We start from the raw sequence: 17,195 nt of genomic DNA, 5'->3' as shown, positions 1-17,195 counted from the left end.
GCTTACTATTAAGGAGGTATCATGGTACAACTACTGTTGGGTTTATTAAGCGTTTTATTACTCTATTTCTTATTCTTTTTTGTTCTCGACTTACTTGCAAATAAAGGAAATTGGGGTGGAGGAAATTATCTTATTTCTGGAACAATTGGGTTAATTACCGATTTTTTAGATACATTAGGGATTGGTAGTTTTGCGCCAACAACCATGTTACTAGAATTTACCAAGCAATTAGATAACGATCGACAATTACCAGGAACGCTCAATGTGGCACACTCTATTCCGGTAATCATTGAAGCTTTTATTTTCATTACTGTTGTTAAAGTATCACCCATCACTCTGTTTTCATTAGTTGCAGCAGCAATTGTGGGTTCGTTTGTGGGTTCGAAAACAGTCAGTAAGCTACCTGAAAAAAAGGTGCAGTTTTTTATGGGGCTTGCTTTGATTGTGACAGCAATTTTAATGGGGCTAAAACAAGCTGGAATGCTGGATCTCTTAGGCTCTGGAAATGAAGCGACTGCTTTAACAGGTCTTAAGCTAATCATCGGCGTCATCGGTAATTTCCTTTTAGGTGCATTAATGACGATTGGCGTAGGTTTATATGCACCATGTATGGCATTAGTATACATGTTGGGGTTAAGTCCGCTTGTTGCTTTTCCTATTATGATGGCTTCTTGTGCAGGATTGATGCCCGTTGCTTCAGGTAACTTTATTAAATCTGGTGATTATGCGCGTAAAGTTAGTTTGGCAATTACGATTGGTGGAGTGATTGGGGTAATTATTGCTGTTAAATTCGTCACAAGCTTAGATTTGAATATGCTGACTTGGGTAATCATTGCTGTAATTATTTACTCAGGAATTACATATATGCGAAAAGGAATGTTTTCTAAAAAATAGAAAAGCTTAATCTAGTAGCAAAATGTGAAGGAGTGGAAAGAACTGTACAGCCACTTCTTCATTTTTAGTACACCAAACTAGCATAGTTATTTTAATGATTTGCCCGCTATTTTCTGATTGTTGGTGTAACTATAGAAGATGAAGCAGTAAGCAGTAGAGGAAAAGTCATCAATTATTACACTATATGAAAAGGAAGTGGATGCCAATGAAAAAAGAAATCGAACAATTAATTATTTGTGGTGGATGTAACGCTAAGATTGGTCCTGGAAATTTAGGAAATATTTTAGCAGACCTCCCTAAATCCCAAGATGAAAAATTGTTAGTGGGCTTTGATGCAACAGATGACGCAGCCGTTATCAAATTGACCGATGAATTAGCAATTATTCAGACGTTAGACTTTTTTCCTACTATGGTGACAGATCCTTATTTATTTGGCAAAATTGCTGCTGCCAATGCGATGAGTGATGTTTATGCGATGGGAGGGGATGTATTATCTGCCTTAAATATTGTTGCTTTTCCTGAAGAAAAAGAACTACAGGTTTTAAAAGAGATTTTAAGAGGTGGGGCTGAAAAAGTTCAAGAAGCAGGTGGAATCTTAGCAGGTGGGCACTCAATCCATGACCGTTCAGTCAAATATGGACTTTCTGTAACTGGCACAATTCATCCAAACAATATTTACAAAAATAATACTTGTCAAGAAGGAGATCACTTAATCTTAACAAAACCTCTAGGTGTAAGCATTATTACCATTGGTTATAGCGCCGGGGCAATAACCAAAGAAGGGTTTGCCAAAGCAACAAAAAGTATGGAAACCTTAAATAAATATGCGATGGCTATCATCAGAAAATATCCAATCACTAGTTGTACCGACGTAACAGGATTTGGGTTAGCAGGACATCTTCATGAAATGTTACATGACAATTTTTCAGCTGAAATCTATTCAGAAAAACTGCCATATTTTGAAGAAGCTTATGAAGGAGCAAAAGCCTTTCTTTTTACTGCTGGAGGACAACGAAACCGAAATTTTATGGAAAAAAAGATGGCCTTTTATGTCGATGACTTAGGGATCGAAGAGTTGCTATATGATCCACAGACATCTGGAGGATTATTGATAAGTATCCCAGCTAAAGAAGCAAAAAAATTAGAAGAAGAGCTGAAATCAGCCAATATCTTAGCCAAAGATTTTGGCGTTGTTACGAAAAAAAAGACAGCAGAAATCATGGTTTATTAAGAAAAAAAATGTTCGATTAGTCTAATAAACTGATCCCATGATTAACTACACATGGAAAGGAGAATCAAAATGGTTAAAATTAACGCATTGGGAAAAGTATGTCCCCTTCCAGTGATTGAAACAAAGAAAGCTTTGGAAGAAAACGATACAGTAGAAACAACTGTCGATAATGAGATTGCTGCACAAAACCTAAAAAAAATGGCGGGACAACTAGGTTATGATTATCAAGTAAAGCAAAATGATGCACAATCGTTTACTGTACGTATCTCCAAGATAAAAGGAGAGGTAGCTTCTATTTATGAACAAGAACTTACAAGAGAAAATAATATTGAAGACAATTATATAGTTGTTGTCGACACGAATACGATGGGGCAAGGGTCGAAAGAATTAGGGAAACAATTATTAAAAATGTTTATTTATTCTTTAACCGAACAACCTGATTTGCCCGAAAAAATCATTTTCTACAATGGTGGGGTCCATTTAGTAAGCGACAACTCGGATTCCTTGGAGGATTTACAGATTCTTGCGGAAAATGGGGTAGAAATTTATGCTTGTGGAGCCTGTCTTAACTATTATAATCTCAGTGAAAAATGTAAAGTCGGTGAAGTGACCAATATGTATCATATTGTTGAAATGATGCGACAATCTAAAAAAATCATCAAACCTTAAGGAGTAAACAATGAAGTCATATGGAGTGGTATTATTTCATTCGACACGTGAAGCAATGAGAGCTGAGCTGATGTGCCAATCAGCTAAACTATCTGTAAGAATCATTCCTACACCCGAAAAAATATATCTTAGCTGTGGTTTTTCTTTAAAATTTCCGCTAGAAGCTGAAAATCAGATACGTCATATTTTAGCTAAAAATAATGTGTCATCAGAAGGTTTTTATAAAGCGCTTCAAGTTGGATTGGATGTAACGTATTACTTATTATAAGGGGTAAAAGAAATGGCAAATATTGTAATTGGAACAGCTGGGCATATTGATCATGGAAAAACAACATTGATCAAAGCGCTGACTGGAATAGATACTGACACAACAAAAGAAGAAAAAAAAAGGGGCATGTCGATTAATCTAGGATTTGCTTACTTAAATTTACCAAATCAACAACGTGTGGGTTTCGTAGATGTTCCTGGCCATGAAAAATTTATTAAAAATATGGTTGCTGGACTACCTGGTCTTAATCTTATTTTATTAGTCATTGATGCTAGTGAAGGAATCATGCCTCAAACAAAAGAGCATATTGATATTTTGAATTTATTAGGAATCCACCATTTTTTAATTGTATTAACAAAAATTGATACGATTGATGCTGAATTGAAAGAACTAGTCATCGAAGATATACGTGATCAATTACTTCACACGCCTTTAGAAAAAGCGGAAATAATTGAAACCGATGCCATTAGCGGAAAAGGGATCAAACAATTACTAAAAAAAATCGAAGCCTACACGGAGCAAACATCAGAACAAGTAAGTAATGGAACACCAAGGCTAAATATCGATCGGGTTTTCAGTGTAAAAGGCTTTGGTACAGTAGTTACAGGCACTTTGCTGGAAGGGGAACTAACCGTTGGAGAAAACTGCTATCTCTACCCAAATAAGCGAAAAGTTCGGATAAGAAATCTGCAGGTACATGAAAATAACGTTCAAAAAGCATATGCTGGACAACGAACTGCTATCAATTTAGCAAACATTACCCGTGAAGAAGTCACGCGCGGGGATGTTTTATCAACCGCTGATTCTTTAGAGGAAAGCTGGATGCTGGATGTTAAGGTATCTTGTTTGGCAGAAACGGATGGGGGAATTAGTCTATGGGATCGGGTAAGAGTGCTGATCGGAACAAAAGAAGTAATGGCTCGTACTGTTCCATTAGGATTAGATTGGATTGGACCAAACGAAGAAGGCTTTTTGCAGTTACGATTAGAAGAAAAAGTTTCTGTAAAAGAAAAAGATCGTTTTATTCTACGCTCTTATTCACCCATGCATACGATTGCTGGAGGCGAAGTCTTAAACGCCGTTCCCAAAAAACATCGCCGATTCAAGCAGGCGATTTTAGAAAGCTTAAAAGCAAAAGAAAATGGCAATCTAAACAGTATGATAATTGATTTTATGTTAAATAAGAAACAGCCATTTACAGTAGAAAAAGAATTGTTGGCCTATCTGGGTATCACCCTTGATCAACTAAGCCATTCATTAGAAGAACTACAGGATAAAAGTCAAATCTTCTTTACCTCTTGTGGGTTTTTACTTTATGAAAGATACCAACAATTAGCAGGAAAAGCACAAAAGATCTTAGAAGAGTATCACAAAAAATATCGTCTACGGGATGGTATGCCTTTAGAAGAATTTCGTTCTAAAATACGAAATGGCTTGACCGAAAAAGAAGTTTTCGTCTTGATTCAATTATTAAAAAAATTCAACGTAATCAAAGAACAACAGAAACGATTATCTGTTTATGATTTTCAAGTACAATTTAATAGCTATCAACAAGTCGCCAAACAAAAAATTGAACGTTACCTAAAAAACAGTGGTTATATGCCGATAAAAAAAGAAGAGTTAGCCCTTTTAGACGAAAATGCTGAAGAAGTATTGGAAGCTTTAGATGCCACCAGCGCTGTTTTTTTAACCCACGAATATGTTCTGTCAGGAAAGATTTACCAACAAGCTATTCAACAAATCCGGACTTATATCAAGAAAAACAAGAAAATGACACTGGCTGATTTTCGTGATATGACAAACTCGAGCCGAAAAGCTTCCATGCTTATTCTAGAATCAATCGATAAACTCGGCATCACGAAACGAGTAGAAAATTATCGGATTTTAGGGAAACAAGAAGGAGACTAGTATGACTATTTATTTAGATAATGCAGCTACGACAGTCCAAAAGCCGGTTTGTATGAAACAAACAATGCTGGATGTGCTTGAAAGTGAGAGGTATGGCAACCCAGCTCGTGGCGCTCATAGCTATTCCATTCGTGCTTATCAATTAATAGAAATGGCAAGAGATACACTAAAAAGTTTTTTTCATACCGGGGATTTATATGAAATTATTTTTTCTGGAAGCGTGACTATTGCTCTTAATGCAGTATTAAAAGGGTTCATTCAAGCTGGTGATCATGTATTGACCACAAGTTGGGAACACAATTCCGTGCTGCGACCACTCTATCAATTAGAAAAACTAGGCGTTTCCTACGACATTATCAGTAGTCATCCGATCACTGGACAGTTGAATTATGAAGAATTTACTGAAAAATTAAACGCAAAAACCAAAGTAGTGGTCTGCAATCATGCAAGTAATGTGACAGGGAATCTTTTAGATATTGAATGGATAAAACGTTTTTGCCACAAACATCAGCTGTATTTAATCTTAGATATTTCTCAAACAGCTGGACATCTACCAATTGACTTAAGTGATGGGAAGGTCGCAGCGGCTTGTTTCACTGGACACAAAGCGTTACATGGACCACAAGGAACTGGGGGCATTTGTATTCACAAAAAACTGAAACTTACACCGATAATAACTGGTGGTGATGGTATGAAGTCCTTCTCTAAGGAGCAGCTGGATGAATTGCCAACAATGTTGGAGGCTGGGACAGCAAATGTGCCAGGAATTGCTGGATTAGCAGCCAGTGTAAGTTGGCTAATGTCCCAAGAGACACCATCATTGGGAAACTACTTCTACCAAGAAGCGACGAAGATTTCAGAACTAACGTTTTATGGAGATTTCACGAAAGAGCATATAGACGTTTTTTCGTTGAATATCAGATCTGCAGAATCAGCTTTAATCAGTGACATTCTGTGGGAAGAGTTTGGTATTGCCACACGTTCAGGCTACCATTGTTCACCGCTAATACATCAAGATTTAGGAACTAAAAATACTGGAACTGTTCGAGTATCCTTATCCCGTTTTACAACAGAAGAAGAAATAGAAAAAACCATAAAGGCGTTGAGAATAATTGCAAAACGATAGAAAGCAGGTAAACGATGGCTAGAGAAATACAACGACGATTAGCAGATTTGCCTTCAGTGGATCGTTTATTAAAAACTCCTGAATTGAAAATATTAGAAAAGAAGTATTCTTACGGAGTAGTAAAACAACAGGTACAAAGTGTTTTAGAACAAACTAGAAAAACTGTTTTAAAAGAAGAAGTGTTACCTCCAGCGATTGAAGAACTCTGTATTCGAGTGATTGAAAAAGTAAAACAACGAACATATTCGTTACAAAAAGTAATTAATGGGACAGGTACGATTCTGCATACAAATCTAGGACGTTCCTTACTTAGTAAGAAAATTGAGGAACAATTAAAGACAATAAGTTTTTCCTATTCAAATTTAGAAATGGATTTAACTAGTGGCAAGAGAGGTACTAGATACAATCATTTAACGCATATTCTAAAAAAACTTACTGGAGCAGAAGACGTCTTAGTGGTGAATAATAACGCAGCAGCTGTTATGTTAATTCTTGATACTTTGGCTACTGATAAAGAAGTATTGGTTTCTCGAGGGGAACTTGTTGAAATAGGAGGGTCCTTTCGTATCCCAGAGGTAATTACCGCAACAGGTGGGAAAATTAGAGAAGTAGGGACAACCAATAAAACGCATATTAGAGATTACCAACAGGCTTTGACTTCTGAAACTGGAGCGATTTTAAAAGTCCATACCAGTAATTATCGAATCATTGGATTTACAGAAACTCCTCACTTATCAGAGTTAGCTCACTTAGCACAAAAACATCAAGTCCCGTTAATCAATGATCTGGGTAGCGGTCTACTCATTGACATGCGACGCTTTGGCTTACCGTATGAACCGACTGTTCGAGAAGTAATCGAGCAAGGGTGTGATGTGGTCTCCTTTAGTGGAGATAAATTATTAGGCGGACCACAAGCCGGAATTATCGTAGGTAAAAAAACGTATATTCAGAGGATGAAAGAAAATCAGCTACTGCGTGCATTAAGAGTCGATAAAATGACTCTAAGTGCACTAGAAGCAACTTTAGAACTTTATCTTGATGAAGAAGAAGCCATTCGATCCTTGCCTACTTTGCAAATGCTATCGGATAAGATCGAAAATTGTTTGAATCGAGCCCAAATATTAGCTGAAAAGTTAAAAAAAATCGAGCAACTCGAAGTCGCTATCGAAAAAGATTATAGTACGGTTGGTGGTGGAACGTATCCAGAAAGCTTATTACCTACCTATGCAGTAACAGTAAAAAGTAAGCGATGGCATGCGGAAGAGCTGCAACGAAGACTAAGAAAAGGAATTGTTCCAGTGATTAGTCGGGTAAAAAATGAGCGAAACTATTTAGATATGCGCACAATTTTTGAAGAAGAACTTCATCAGGTGTTCGTCAGTTTAGAAAAGATTTTTTGTGAGGAAATAACATGAAATTAAAGAGAGAATTTGTGGTTGTTTCACACTGCATCTTGAATCAACATGCGGTGATACCTGGATGGGAACGGGCTCGTGGTGCTTTTCCTTTGGCCATTTTTTTATTAAATCAAGGCGTTGCGTTGCTACAATTGCCTTGTCCTGAATTTTTGACCTTAGGAAAAGAGAGACCACCAATGACTTATCAAGAATATGTTGCTATACCAGGCTATCGTCAAAAATGTCAAAGTATGTTGCAACCAGTCATTCAACAAATCAAAGAGTATCAAGCGAATGATTATCGCTATTTGGGAATCATCGGGATCAATGAAAGTCCTAATTGTTCCATCTCAGCACAGCGAGGCGTACTAATGGAAGAGTATTTTGAATTATGTAAGAATCATGGGATTGTTAATCCTTATTTTGAAGTTCCAACTTGGTATACAGAAGAATCACAAGGCGATTTATATCAGAAATTAAAACTATTTTTAGAAGGAAAAGTAAACGATGAATAATAAAATGAAAATATTGACTTTATGTGCAATGGCCGTTGTTTTAAATGTTGTTTTAGGTGAGGCTGTTTCACTAATGAAAATCCCCTTATTATTTTTAGATACGATGGGAACGATTTATATTTCAACCAATTTTGGTATGAGTTATGGGGTAATGACTGGGATTGCAACTAATTTATTAATGGGGATCATCAGTGGACCGTTGGCTGTTCCTTTTGTATTCGTAAATATTGTTGTAGCAATTATCTGTTCTTTACTAGCGAAGAATGGATTTTCTTACAAAAAAGCGCTAATAGCAGGGGGACTATTAGCCGTTGTTTGTCCAATGATCGGTGCGCCGATCCGTTTAGCTTTATTTGGTGGTTTTACCGGTTCAGGAACGGACATCCTCATTTTTGCTTTCAAGGCTTCCGGTAAAGAAATGATCACTGCAACTTATTGGGCAACTGTTGCAGGAAATATTGTGGATAAGATGCTTTCTTGTTTACTCGTTGCTTGGTTTATGAAACGTTTACCGCAACGTATCCTAGTAAAATAAAAAGAGAACAACTAACAGATATTAAAGCTAGTCCAGTCTTTTATAACTACAAACATTCTAGCATTTGATATTGATTGAACAAACGAAAAATGTTAGAATGTTTTTATTAGGGGAGTGGATGGGTTCTGGTGTTCCCTCTGGTCTTCAAAACCAGTATGAGGAGTTAAGAGCTTCTTGGGTAGGTTCGATTCCTACACATTCCCGCCAATTGAATACATACAAAGCTAAAAACATTGATACAGAGCCATTCTGTTGATGTTTTTAGCTTTATTTTTTTGTCGCCACTGCATTTGATTATTTTTCGAGGTAGTTCATTGCTTGATCACTGTTTTCATCAAGTGCAAGAAAGGAACATTCTGCTTCTCGCTTTTTGTCAACACTCATGTGATCAACATCACAAATTAGTCTCGACACGGCTATTTTTCCATGCTATATTTAATTTGAAAAGAAGAAATTAAAATATAGATGTGCGCATCTACTACATAAAAAGCCTTAATTATTAAGGATTTTTATCGTCTTTCTATTAATTCCCACATAGTTAAAGTTTTTATATGAATGCGCCGGAAAGGAATGAGAGCTTGATTTCATTTGAACACGTTTCAAAGTCTTTTGGAGGTACCATGATCCTAAATGATCTCAATTTATTTATACCAAAAGGTAAAATCTTTGGTATCATTGGACGAAGTGGTGCAGGAAAAAGTACAATGATTCGTTTAATAAACGGATTAGATCAACCAACAAAAGGTAAGATATCTCTATCACAAGATGTGAAAAGCAGCACAATATTTCAACATTATGCCTTATTGCAGTCAAAAACTGTCGCTGATAACATTCGACTTGCTCTGAGATTTAGCAAAGTCAATAAGCAGGAATACGACAAAAGAATTGAAAACGTTTTACGTTATGTATCGATGATAGAGAAAAAAAGTACATATCCCTCCCATTTATCTGGTGGGCAGAAACAACGAGTGGGGATTGCTAGAGCGTTAGTAACGGAGCCTTCGCTTTTATTATGCGACGAAATTACTAGCGCTCTTGATCCAACCGCTAAAAAAAGTATTCTAAATTTGTTAAAAAAAGTGAATGAGGAACTAGGAACCACCATCATTTTGGTCACCCATGAAATGGAGGCGATAAAAGAAATTTGTGATGAAGTGGCTGTCATAGATTCAGGAAAAGTTATTGAACAGGCAACAACCAAAAAAATGTTTTTAAGCCCTCAAAGCAATTTAGTTCGTGAATTTTTAGCCGATATGATTTATCCTAAGTATCCAAAAAAAGAATCGATTTCCTTTAATTATGTCCTTTACTTCCTGATGAATGCCACAAATTATGCTCGTTTTCAAGAAAGTAAAATGGAGGGGACGGTCTATGATATCAAAACCATACATATTAGCGGAGAACGTTTTTTTGCGATGTATTTTCTAACGAATAAAATTCCTGATAATGAATTTATTGACCAACTAATTAGTTATGAGAAGGTGACCGTTGATGTTTGAAATACTTTCATCAGAGATCATTCTCAAAGCAACTTATGAATCGATTTATATGGTCAGTATTTCTTTGGTGTTCGCTATCGGCTTAGGAGTTCCTTTAGGCATACTATTAGCAGAGACCAGAAAACAAGGTGTTTTAGCTAATTCTCCTATGTACACGGTGTTACAGACGCTTATCAACATCTTGCGTTCAGTGCCATTTATCATTTTATTGGTTGCTATTTTGCCTTTTACTCGCTTAGTTGTTGGAACTTCCATTGGAACAACTGCTGCTATTGTCCCGTTAACGTTATATATTGTTCCCTTTATGGGCCGTTTAATCGAGCAAGCCATTCTAGAAATCCCTCCTACAATTATCGAATGTGCCAAAACTTTAGGGGCAAACCGATTGGAAATCATTCTTTACTTTATTCTACCTGAAGCTCGACCGGCGATTATATTAGCCATTACTAATTCAATGATTGGACTAATTAATGCCTCTTCTATGGCGGGAACTGTTGGTGGAGGAGGAATCGGGGATTTAGCTATTTCCCAAGACTATCAACGATTTAATAGTGGGATGATTGTTGTAACGGTAGTTATCTTAATTGTTTTAATAAACAGTATCCAATTTCTGGGAAATTATCTTTATCATAAAATTAAATATTAAGGAGTAAACTTCATGAAAAAAATAGTGACTATAGTCTGTCTGTTCGTATTGGTTCTCATTGGGGGTGGTTGTCATTCAAAAGATCAATCATCACATGCTCAAAAAAAACATGAAATTGTCATGGGGGTAACTGGAGGACCGTATAACGATTTATTTGATGATGCGATTGCACCTATATTAGAATCGGAAGGATATACGATTAAACGAATTGAATTTTCTCAATTTATCCAATCAAATACTGCCTTAGGTGAAGGAAAGATTGATGTAAATGTTGCTCAACACTCCGCTTATATGAATGTTTTCAATAAGGAGAATGGGACTGATTTAGTTCCTTTAGTTGCTACACCCTCTGTTCCGTGTAATTTGTACTCTTCCAAATATACAAGTAAAGAAGAGGTGAAAAAAGGAATGATGATTGGGATTCCCCAAGATCCGAGTAATGCAGCACGAGCCTATGCAGTTCTTGCTAAAGCTGGTTTTATTCAAGTGGATAAACAAGTGAAAAGTACCGACTTGACTGCAAAAGCAATCACAAATAACCCCTATCAGTTAAATATCAAAGAGATGGACACGAACACTTTACCACACGTGTTGGATGACCTTGATTTTGAAGTCATACCTGGAAGCACAGTTGAAGATGCAGGAATTCGAGAACAACTTCATTTGATCGAGCTAGAAAAAATGGTGCCTGAATTACAAATCGTAGCTGCTGTGACAAAAGAAAATGAAAAAACGGATTGGGCAAAAGCAATTAAGAAAGCCTACCAATCAGAAAAATTTCGTACATATATCAATAGTCATAATAAAGATAATTACTGGATCATACCTGACATTTCTGAAACTGAGAATAGCAGCCAATAAAGGTATTACATATTAGCAATTGAAAGGAAGCACTGCGTTTTTACTTAAAACACGTTTTGCTTGTTCGTAGAAGCGGAGACAATTTTTTTCTTATTTTGATTTTTTAGACAAGACTGATTACTTTTTTAGTCTTGTCTTTTTTTGCTATTTAATGATTGATTTGTTCAAAAATGACAGAACAACTTTACTTGTGTATACTTAAATTAAAGTGATTTTTATTCAAGAAAGGAAATAAATTTTATGAAAACTAATGTTATTTTTTGTGGTCTATTCTCATTACTATTATTAGCAGGTTGTCAATCGAATCAGTCCACGCCAGAATCAACGCCAGCTCCAGCGACTACGTCAACAAGTACTGGTCAACAAACAACTTCTTCAACCGAAGCATCAAATCAAACAATGAATTCTGGGACGAATGCAACAAAAGAGATCAAAGTATCTGCACAAAAAGCGATTGAGTTGTTTCAAAAAGAATATCCAAATGCAGCGATTACCAGTTTAGAATTAGATAGTAGTTGGGGAAGTTTCTTCTATAAAATTGATGGTGTTGATGATCAAAATGAATACGAAATGAAGATCAATGCAGCAAACGAAGAAATCCAAAAACAAAATCCTGAGCGTTTAGATCAAGATGAACAAAATGGACAGAAGAAACAAGAAGACGCTTTGGACACAAGTAAACTTCTAAGTATTGAAGAAGCAGCAAAGATCGCTGAAAAACAAGCGGGTGGGGGAACAGCCACTGACTGGGATCTTAGTAAGGAACTTGGTACCACTTACTGGGAAGTGAAAGTGAAAAACGGGAATAAGAGTACTCAAGTAAAACTCAATAGTCAAACAGGAGAAGTTTTAGCAACTGAAAATGATGATTAATTGGCTTGAGCCTATTTGCTTTTGATCGACTTGATGATAAACTAGAAAAAATGATTCATCAAAGGAGAGAATGACTTGACCTTAGAAACGACTTTTTTTAATCATACTTTTGCTAACCCTTTTATGAATGCCTCCGGTGTTCATTGCATGACAACGACAGAACTAGTTGAATTGGAACAATCCAATGCTGGCGCTTTTATCACAAAGAGTTGTACATTGAATGAACGTGCTGGAAATCCAGAACCCCGTTATTTCGATGTACCTCTTGGAAGTATTAATTCCATGGGATTACCTAATCGTGGATTTGATTATTACTTAGATTATGCATTGAACTATGAAAAACAGCAGACACAACCGCTTTTTTTCTCTATTGCAGGCATGAGTGCAGCAGAAAATTTGGAAATGTTGACAATGATTGAAAAGAGTGACTTTCAAGGAATCACCGAATTGAATCTTTCTTGTCCGAATGTTCCTGGCAAACCACAGTTAGCCTATGATTTTGAGGCGACGGAAGATTTGTTGCAACAAGTTTTTGCCCGTTTCACCAAACCATTAGGAATCAAATTGCCCCCATATTTTGATTTGGCGCATTTTGATCAAATGGCTGAAATTTTGAATCAATTTCCTTTAACTTATGTAAATTCTATTAATAGTATCGGCAATGGTTTGTATATCGATCCTCAAAAAGAAGCGGTCGTGATCAAACCTAAAGAGGGTTTCGGTGGACTTGGTGGAGAATATGTGAAACCAACCGCTTTAGCGAATGTCCGTGCTTTTTATACTCGCTTGAAACCAGAGATCAAAATTATTGGTACTGGAGGCATTCGAAATGGACAGGATGCTTTTGAACATTTATTATGTGGAGCAACTATGCTACAAATCGGTACCGAACTTCACAAAGAAGGACCAAAAATTTTTGATCGGATCACGAAAGAACTCGAACAGATCATGACAGAAAAAGGGTATCGAACCATCGATGAATTTAGAGGGAAACTAAAAACGATCTAATCGTTAACGATTCTCTAAGTGATGAAATAAAAGACAACAATAAAAAATAAGCCAAAGAATCCAAACATAGTTTCTCTTATTTTGGAAATCTTTGGCTTATTTTTATGCGATCCGGTGGTTTTAGAATAATAACTGGTGATTAGCTTTTAGTCTATTCGTTGGTTTGCCATGAATAGTACCTTAGCTATTAGGATTCAATAGGTGTATATAATTACTGATAATAGCACCACCGTTTCTAACATGAAGCGTAATCATTCTTTTTGTTTGTTGAATAGAAATATGAGAAAATGGCACAAAGGTATGACAAATAAAAGGAGGGATTTACTTGAAAGATGGCATGGAGATCGTGAAAGGTCTAAAAAATAAGCAGTTCAGTTACAAGGAATTAGTCAAAGAGGTTAGCCAAAAAGTAGCAAAATTAAATCCAGAATTAAATGCGTTCGTTACTTTTGAAACAGATCAACCGATTAAAGATGAGGCACCAATTCTAAAGGATGAACAGCCTTTAAGCGGCTTACCTTTCCCGTTGAAAATGTTAGGACAGGAAAAGCAAGGTTGGTTAGCTACATCAGGCTCAAAGCTTTTTCAAACTCATCGCTCATCTAGAAATTCAAATTTTGTTTCGCAAGTTGAAAAAATTGGTCTTATCCCACTGGGGCAGACGAATGCACCAGAGTTTGGTTTTAAGAATATCACCGACCCACAACTTTATGGTCCAGCTAAAAATCCTTGGAATCTTGCGCATTCGCCAGGTGGTTCAAGTGGTGGGGCAGCAGCCGTTGTTGCTTCTGGCATTTTACCGATCGCTGGTGCTAGTGACGGTGGAGGATCAATTCGCATACCTGCTTCCTTTTGTGGTCTGATTGGCTTAAAACCTTCACGAGGAACGATGCCAGTTGGTCCTCATGCTTGGCGAGGTTGGCAAGGAGCAGCGATTGATTTTGGTTTGACCATTTCTATGAGAGACACCAAAGCTTTATTTGCAGGACTGCGAAGTATCCATTCAGGAGCGCCTTATCAAGTTTCGCCAGCGGAATGGCAAGAGCATCTACCAAAAAAACGGTTGAAAATCGCTGTTTGCACAGAATCACCGATCCACACAAAAATCAGCGATGAAGCACGACAAGCAGTGACCAATGCGGTGACATTTTTAGCACAAGAAGGCCATGAAATCATTGAAATCAATTACCCTCTTGATGGAAGAGCCTTGATTCAGTCTTATTATCAAATGAATGGAGCAGAAACAGCTAGTATGATTCACTCGATTGAATCTGGGTTAGGACGGTCGGTTGCTCAAAATGAACTTGAACCGATTTCTTGGGTACTACTAGAATACGGCAAGAAGGTTTCTGCAGCGAACTATATCCAGTCGCTTCATGTTTGGGATCATGCAGCAATCACAATGGAAGACCTATTTCAAACTGTTGATCTTTTTCTTTCGCCGACAACAGCATTTACTGCTCCAGAAATTTCCACTGATCTTCAAAGCGATGAAATTCGGGCAAAAATGGCTGGAATCAACGAATGCAATGAACAAGAAAGTTTAGCAGTTATTTCTGAAATGTTTGAGGAAAGTTTAAAGATCACGCCTTACACCCAACTGGCAAATTTGACGGGACAACCAGCAATCAGTTTACCCACACATATCAGTGAGGAAGGTCTGCCTTTGGGTATCCAATTCATGGCTGCCAGAGGACGAGAAGACTTGCTCTTTCAAATTGGCGAAATCTTTGAAAATCATCAAAAATTCTATTTACCGCCAAGTTATCAATAATAGTCAGTTGAAGAAAAGCAGTTGGGACTAAGAAAAATTTAGACTCGACTGTTTTTTTCTGGCTGTCAGCTACCTCGTGACGATATTTTGTCCCATTCATTTCGCAGGATCAAATTGAACAAAAACTAATTCTAAATATTTTTAAGTAAACGATTCAAATAATAATTAACGATAGATTTTTTGTTGGATCTAAGGTAGAATGGGTAGGCGAAAATATGTTCGGAGGTGGAGGAATTGAAAACTCCTTTAACGATCGAGATGGAAACTTCTCTTTATCAATACTGTATCGAACAAGGGGGCATTGTCGTAGAAGAGGTGACCATGCCTGACGACCATGGTATCGTGGATACATTAAGTTGTCTTACAAAGTTTGATGGTACAAGAGAGTGGCGTTGCTATGAGTTGAAAGTATCAAAAGCGGACTTTCGTTCCACTGCAAAATTATCGTTTGTCGGGAATTACAATTATTTTGTATTACCTCAAACACTTTTTGATGAAGTCAAAGCTGAAATCCCCACTGGTATCGGTGTTTTAGTTTATCGACCTTACGGGATAGCAGAAGAGATGCCAGCTTCTGGTACATTCATTATTGCTAAAAAAGCAATGAAGCAACCGTTAGCAGTGGCAGAAGAGGCGCTGCTCAACCGTTTTATGGCTTCATTATTTAGAGAAGTAAGAAAAGCCAAACAGATGGAACGAGGCGTCAAATATTTTCCAACTGATCAGTTGTATAAAGAATTAAAAAAACGTTCAGATTCTCAAGATCCATTTGCCAAAGAGCGTTACTATGAACGCTTTATTGAAGAAACAGAAAATCAAGCGATCCAAGATTTACAAGCAGAAATCAGCGCTTTACAGCAAGACTATGAGAATCTGCGACAAAAGCAGCAAGTTAGACGCTTGCCAACAGAGCCATTGGAGTGAATAAGCATGTACTATCCTTATTTGAGAGGGAAACAGTTTGATCTTTTAGCATTAAAAGAAATGATTCAACAGAATCTACTATCCAAAAAGGTTGTTCCCATCATTGAACCAGTTCGTGATTCAGCTACCTTTAAAAACGTTGTCGAGTTATTCCAAAAAGCAAATCACCCGCTGATCATCATCGATAATCCCCAAGTGGGTCAGTTCAAACTTTTTGATGAACATTTACATTTATGGGAAGAAAAAGAAAATAGTTCCATTCAACATGCAATGATCATCACGTCCGATAATTACCAACAGATCATGGAGCAACCACCTAAATTGATCATTTTTGATGGACAACATCAGCCTCGTGATCCAAAAATATGGAAAGAATTTTCAAAAATGGATACTCATTTTTTGTTACCAGACCATAGTCGGTTCCATATCTGGTTACCAGAAAACAAAATTATCATAAAAGAAGCCTTTAAACCAAGAAAACACGTAGAAGATTATAGCGAAAAAATTGATGATTTTTTTAGCGACGACTATTTGTTTTTTAAAGAAGAGGGGAATCATGGCTTTTCAGATTTTACGATTGAAGGAAGTCGCTATTTTGATAAAGGCTTTCCTAGTCGGGCATTAGCACTTCATCTGACCTATGTTGATGCATATGGTAATCTCAGAGTAAAACACTTTATTTCTGATACGAACGATTCAGCTAAGGATCAAGCACTAAAGTTTTTTGAAGCTGTTGAAAAAATGCAACAGTGGGTATTGAGGAACCAAGATCAACTATTGATTACAACGGGTATATTAGCCCTGCTTTCTTTGAAACAACAAAAAAAATTTCCTGGTTTAGGTGTATTGAAAAAATGGACATTGGTCCATCATTTAGAACTGCTCAGTTTATTATTAGACCAGCCGACTAATTGGTTACGCATGTATTCTAAAATAGAGGAACTACATTCGCTGATTTGTGATATTGGACATACAGAACGACAAAAATTGGTTTGATTCCCCTCACTAGTTTATGTTTTGAAGCTAGTGAGAGATTTTTTTGCTAATCAATCCTGTTTATCAAAATA

Annotated in this window: 17 protein-coding genes and 1 tRNA gene; all 18 read left to right on the top strand. The window is 36.8% G+C overall.

Annotation, left to right across the window (positions count from 1 at the left end; genetic code table 11):
• The first annotated feature begins 21 nt into the window (after positions 1-21).
• The 18 genes from IGJ27_RS06475 (at position 22) to IGJ27_RS06390 (ending at position 17,124) form a co-directional block, all read left to right on the top strand.
• A complete protein-coding gene (locus IGJ27_RS06475; RefSeq protein WP_010737601.1) occupies positions 22-894 on the top strand; it encodes a sulfite exporter TauE/SafE family protein in 873 nt (290 codons plus the stop codon).
• Between the two features lie 199 nt (positions 895-1,093).
• Positions 1,094-2,125 carry a selenide, water dikinase SelD gene (selD, locus tag IGJ27_RS06470; protein WP_161652416.1) on the top strand — a complete coding sequence of 344 codons (1,032 nt, stop codon included), beginning with the start codon at positions 1,094-1,096 and terminating at the stop codon, positions 2,123-2,125.
• Positions 2,126-2,194: 69 nt separating this feature from the next.
• Complete coding sequence (gene yedF / locus IGJ27_RS06465) at positions 2,195-2,794, top strand: sulfurtransferase-like selenium metabolism protein YedF (RefSeq protein ID WP_178305949.1); 600 nt, start codon at positions 2,195-2,197, stop codon at positions 2,792-2,794.
• Positions 2,795-2,804: 10 nt separating this feature from the next.
• Positions 2,805-3,062 (top strand): DUF3343 domain-containing protein, encoded by a 258-nt coding sequence (locus IGJ27_RS06460; protein WP_010737598.1) that lies wholly within the window; start codon positions 2,805-2,807, stop codon positions 3,060-3,062.
• Between the two features lie 12 nt (positions 3,063-3,074).
• On the top strand, positions 3,075-4,970 hold the full coding sequence (selB, locus tag IGJ27_RS06455; RefSeq protein ID WP_178305950.1) for a selenocysteine-specific translation elongation factor: 1,896 nt from the start codon (positions 3,075-3,077) through the stop codon (positions 4,968-4,970).
• 1 nt (position 4,971) lies between these two features.
• The gene (locus IGJ27_RS06450; protein ID WP_178305951.1) at positions 4,972-6,096 is read left to right on the top strand and encodes an aminotransferase class V-fold PLP-dependent enzyme; all 1,125 of its coding nucleotides are present in this window, start codon (positions 4,972-4,974) and stop codon (positions 6,094-6,096) included.
• 14 nt (positions 6,097-6,110) lie between these two features.
• The gene (selA, locus tag IGJ27_RS06445; protein ID WP_178305952.1) at positions 6,111-7,511 is read left to right on the top strand and encodes an L-seryl-tRNA(Sec) selenium transferase; all 1,401 of its coding nucleotides are present in this window, start codon (positions 6,111-6,113) and stop codon (positions 7,509-7,511) included.
• Positions 7,508-8,008, top strand: coding sequence for a CD3072 family TudS-related putative desulfidase (locus IGJ27_RS06440; RefSeq protein ID WP_178305953.1), 501 nt, complete (start codon positions 7,508-7,510; stop codon positions 8,006-8,008). Before selA ends, IGJ27_RS06440 begins: the two co-directional genes overlap by 4 nt.
• Positions 8,001-8,543, top strand: a complete 543-nt coding sequence (locus IGJ27_RS06435) for a CD3073 family putative ECF transporter S component (RefSeq protein WP_010737592.1) — start codon at positions 8,001-8,003, stop codon at positions 8,541-8,543. The genes IGJ27_RS06440 and IGJ27_RS06435 overlap by 8 nt, the downstream gene beginning before the upstream one ends.
• A 110-nt stretch (positions 8,544-8,653) precedes the next feature.
• A tRNA-Sec gene (locus IGJ27_RS06430) sits at positions 8,654-8,750 on the top strand.
• 413 nt (positions 8,751-9,163) lie between these two features.
• A complete protein-coding gene (locus tag IGJ27_RS06425; protein ID WP_113821174.1) occupies positions 9,164-10,042 on the top strand; it encodes a methionine ABC transporter ATP-binding protein in 879 nt (292 codons plus the stop codon).
• Positions 10,035-10,688, top strand: a complete 654-nt coding sequence (locus tag IGJ27_RS06420; RefSeq protein ID WP_178305954.1) for a methionine ABC transporter permease — start codon at positions 10,035-10,037, stop codon at positions 10,686-10,688. Before IGJ27_RS06425 ends, IGJ27_RS06420 begins: the two co-directional genes overlap by 8 nt.
• Before the next feature lie 12 nt (positions 10,689-10,700).
• Positions 10,701-11,549 carry a MetQ/NlpA family ABC transporter substrate-binding protein gene (locus IGJ27_RS06415; RefSeq protein ID WP_161652410.1) on the top strand — a complete coding sequence of 283 codons (849 nt, stop codon included), beginning with the start codon at positions 10,701-10,703 and terminating at the stop codon, positions 11,547-11,549.
• A gap of 240 nt (positions 11,550-11,789) precedes the next feature.
• Positions 11,790-12,422, top strand: a complete 633-nt coding sequence (locus IGJ27_RS06410) for a PepSY domain-containing protein (protein ID WP_081127594.1) — start codon at positions 11,790-11,792, stop codon at positions 12,420-12,422.
• A 75-nt stretch (positions 12,423-12,497) separates the two neighbouring features.
• The gene (locus IGJ27_RS06405) at positions 12,498-13,430 is read left to right on the top strand and encodes a dihydroorotate oxidase (protein ID WP_010719146.1); all 933 of its coding nucleotides are present in this window, start codon (positions 12,498-12,500) and stop codon (positions 13,428-13,430) included.
• Positions 13,431-13,755: 325 nt separating this feature from the next.
• Positions 13,756-15,204: an amidase gene (locus IGJ27_RS06400; protein ID WP_178305955.1), complete on the top strand. Its 1,449-nt coding sequence runs from the start codon at positions 13,756-13,758 to the stop codon at positions 15,202-15,204.
• 234 nt (positions 15,205-15,438) lie between these two features.
• Positions 15,439-16,128: a hypothetical protein gene (locus tag IGJ27_RS06395; RefSeq protein ID WP_010719148.1), complete on the top strand. Its 690-nt coding sequence runs from the start codon at positions 15,439-15,441 to the stop codon at positions 16,126-16,128.
• Positions 16,129-16,134: 6 nt separating this feature from the next.
• Positions 16,135-17,124 carry a sce7725 family protein gene (locus IGJ27_RS06390; protein WP_178305956.1) on the top strand — a complete coding sequence of 330 codons (990 nt, stop codon included), beginning with the start codon at positions 16,135-16,137 and terminating at the stop codon, positions 17,122-17,124.
• Positions 17,125-17,195 lie beyond the last annotated feature (71 nt).

This window comes from Enterococcus sp. DIV1726a (assembly GCF_051710985.1).
Taxonomy (GTDB): Bacteria; Bacillota; Bacilli; order Lactobacillales; family Enterococcaceae; genus Enterococcus_B; species Enterococcus_B hirae.
This window is presented reverse-complemented; position numbering and strand designations above follow the sequence as displayed.

What these genes read in the sequence shown, in the direction of transcription:
- IGJ27_RS06420 (WP_178305954.1), top strand. Translation starts at nt 10,035, where the DNA reads ATGTTTGAAATACTTTCATCAGAGATCATTCTCAAAGCAACTTATGAA.
- IGJ27_RS06440 (WP_178305953.1), top strand. Translation starts at nt 7,508, where the DNA reads ATGAAATTAAAGAGAGAATTTGTGGTTGTTTCACACTGCATCTTGAAT.
- IGJ27_RS06450 (WP_178305951.1), top strand. Translation starts at nt 4,972, where the DNA reads ATGACTATTTATTTAGATAATGCAGCTACGACAGTCCAAAAGCCGGTT.
- IGJ27_RS06415 (WP_161652410.1), top strand. Translation starts at nt 10,701, where the DNA reads ATGAAAAAAATAGTGACTATAGTCTGTCTGTTCGTATTGGTTCTCATT.
- IGJ27_RS06475 (WP_010737601.1), top strand. Translation starts at nt 22, where the DNA reads ATGGTACAACTACTGTTGGGTTTATTAAGCGTTTTATTACTCTATTTC.
- IGJ27_RS06425 (WP_113821174.1), top strand. Translation starts at nt 9,164, where the DNA reads ATGATCCTAAATGATCTCAATTTATTTATACCAAAAGGTAAAATCTTT.
- selB (WP_178305950.1), top strand. Translation starts at nt 3,075, where the DNA reads ATGGCAAATATTGTAATTGGAACAGCTGGGCATATTGATCATGGAAAA.
- IGJ27_RS06460 (WP_010737598.1), top strand. Translation starts at nt 2,805, where the DNA reads ATGAAGTCATATGGAGTGGTATTATTTCATTCGACACGTGAAGCAATG.
- IGJ27_RS06410 (WP_081127594.1), top strand. Translation starts at nt 11,790, where the DNA reads ATGAAAACTAATGTTATTTTTTGTGGTCTATTCTCATTACTATTATTA.
- IGJ27_RS06390 (WP_178305956.1), top strand. Translation starts at nt 16,135, where the DNA reads ATGTACTATCCTTATTTGAGAGGGAAACAGTTTGATCTTTTAGCATTA.
- selD (WP_161652416.1), top strand. Translation starts at nt 1,094, where the DNA reads ATGCCAATGAAAAAAGAAATCGAACAATTAATTATTTGTGGTGGATGT.
- yedF (WP_178305949.1), top strand. Translation starts at nt 2,195, where the DNA reads ATGGTTAAAATTAACGCATTGGGAAAAGTATGTCCCCTTCCAGTGATT.
- selA (WP_178305952.1), top strand. Translation starts at nt 6,111, where the DNA reads ATGGCTAGAGAAATACAACGACGATTAGCAGATTTGCCTTCAGTGGAT.
- IGJ27_RS06435 (WP_010737592.1), top strand. Translation starts at nt 8,001, where the DNA reads ATGAATAATAAAATGAAAATATTGACTTTATGTGCAATGGCCGTTGTT.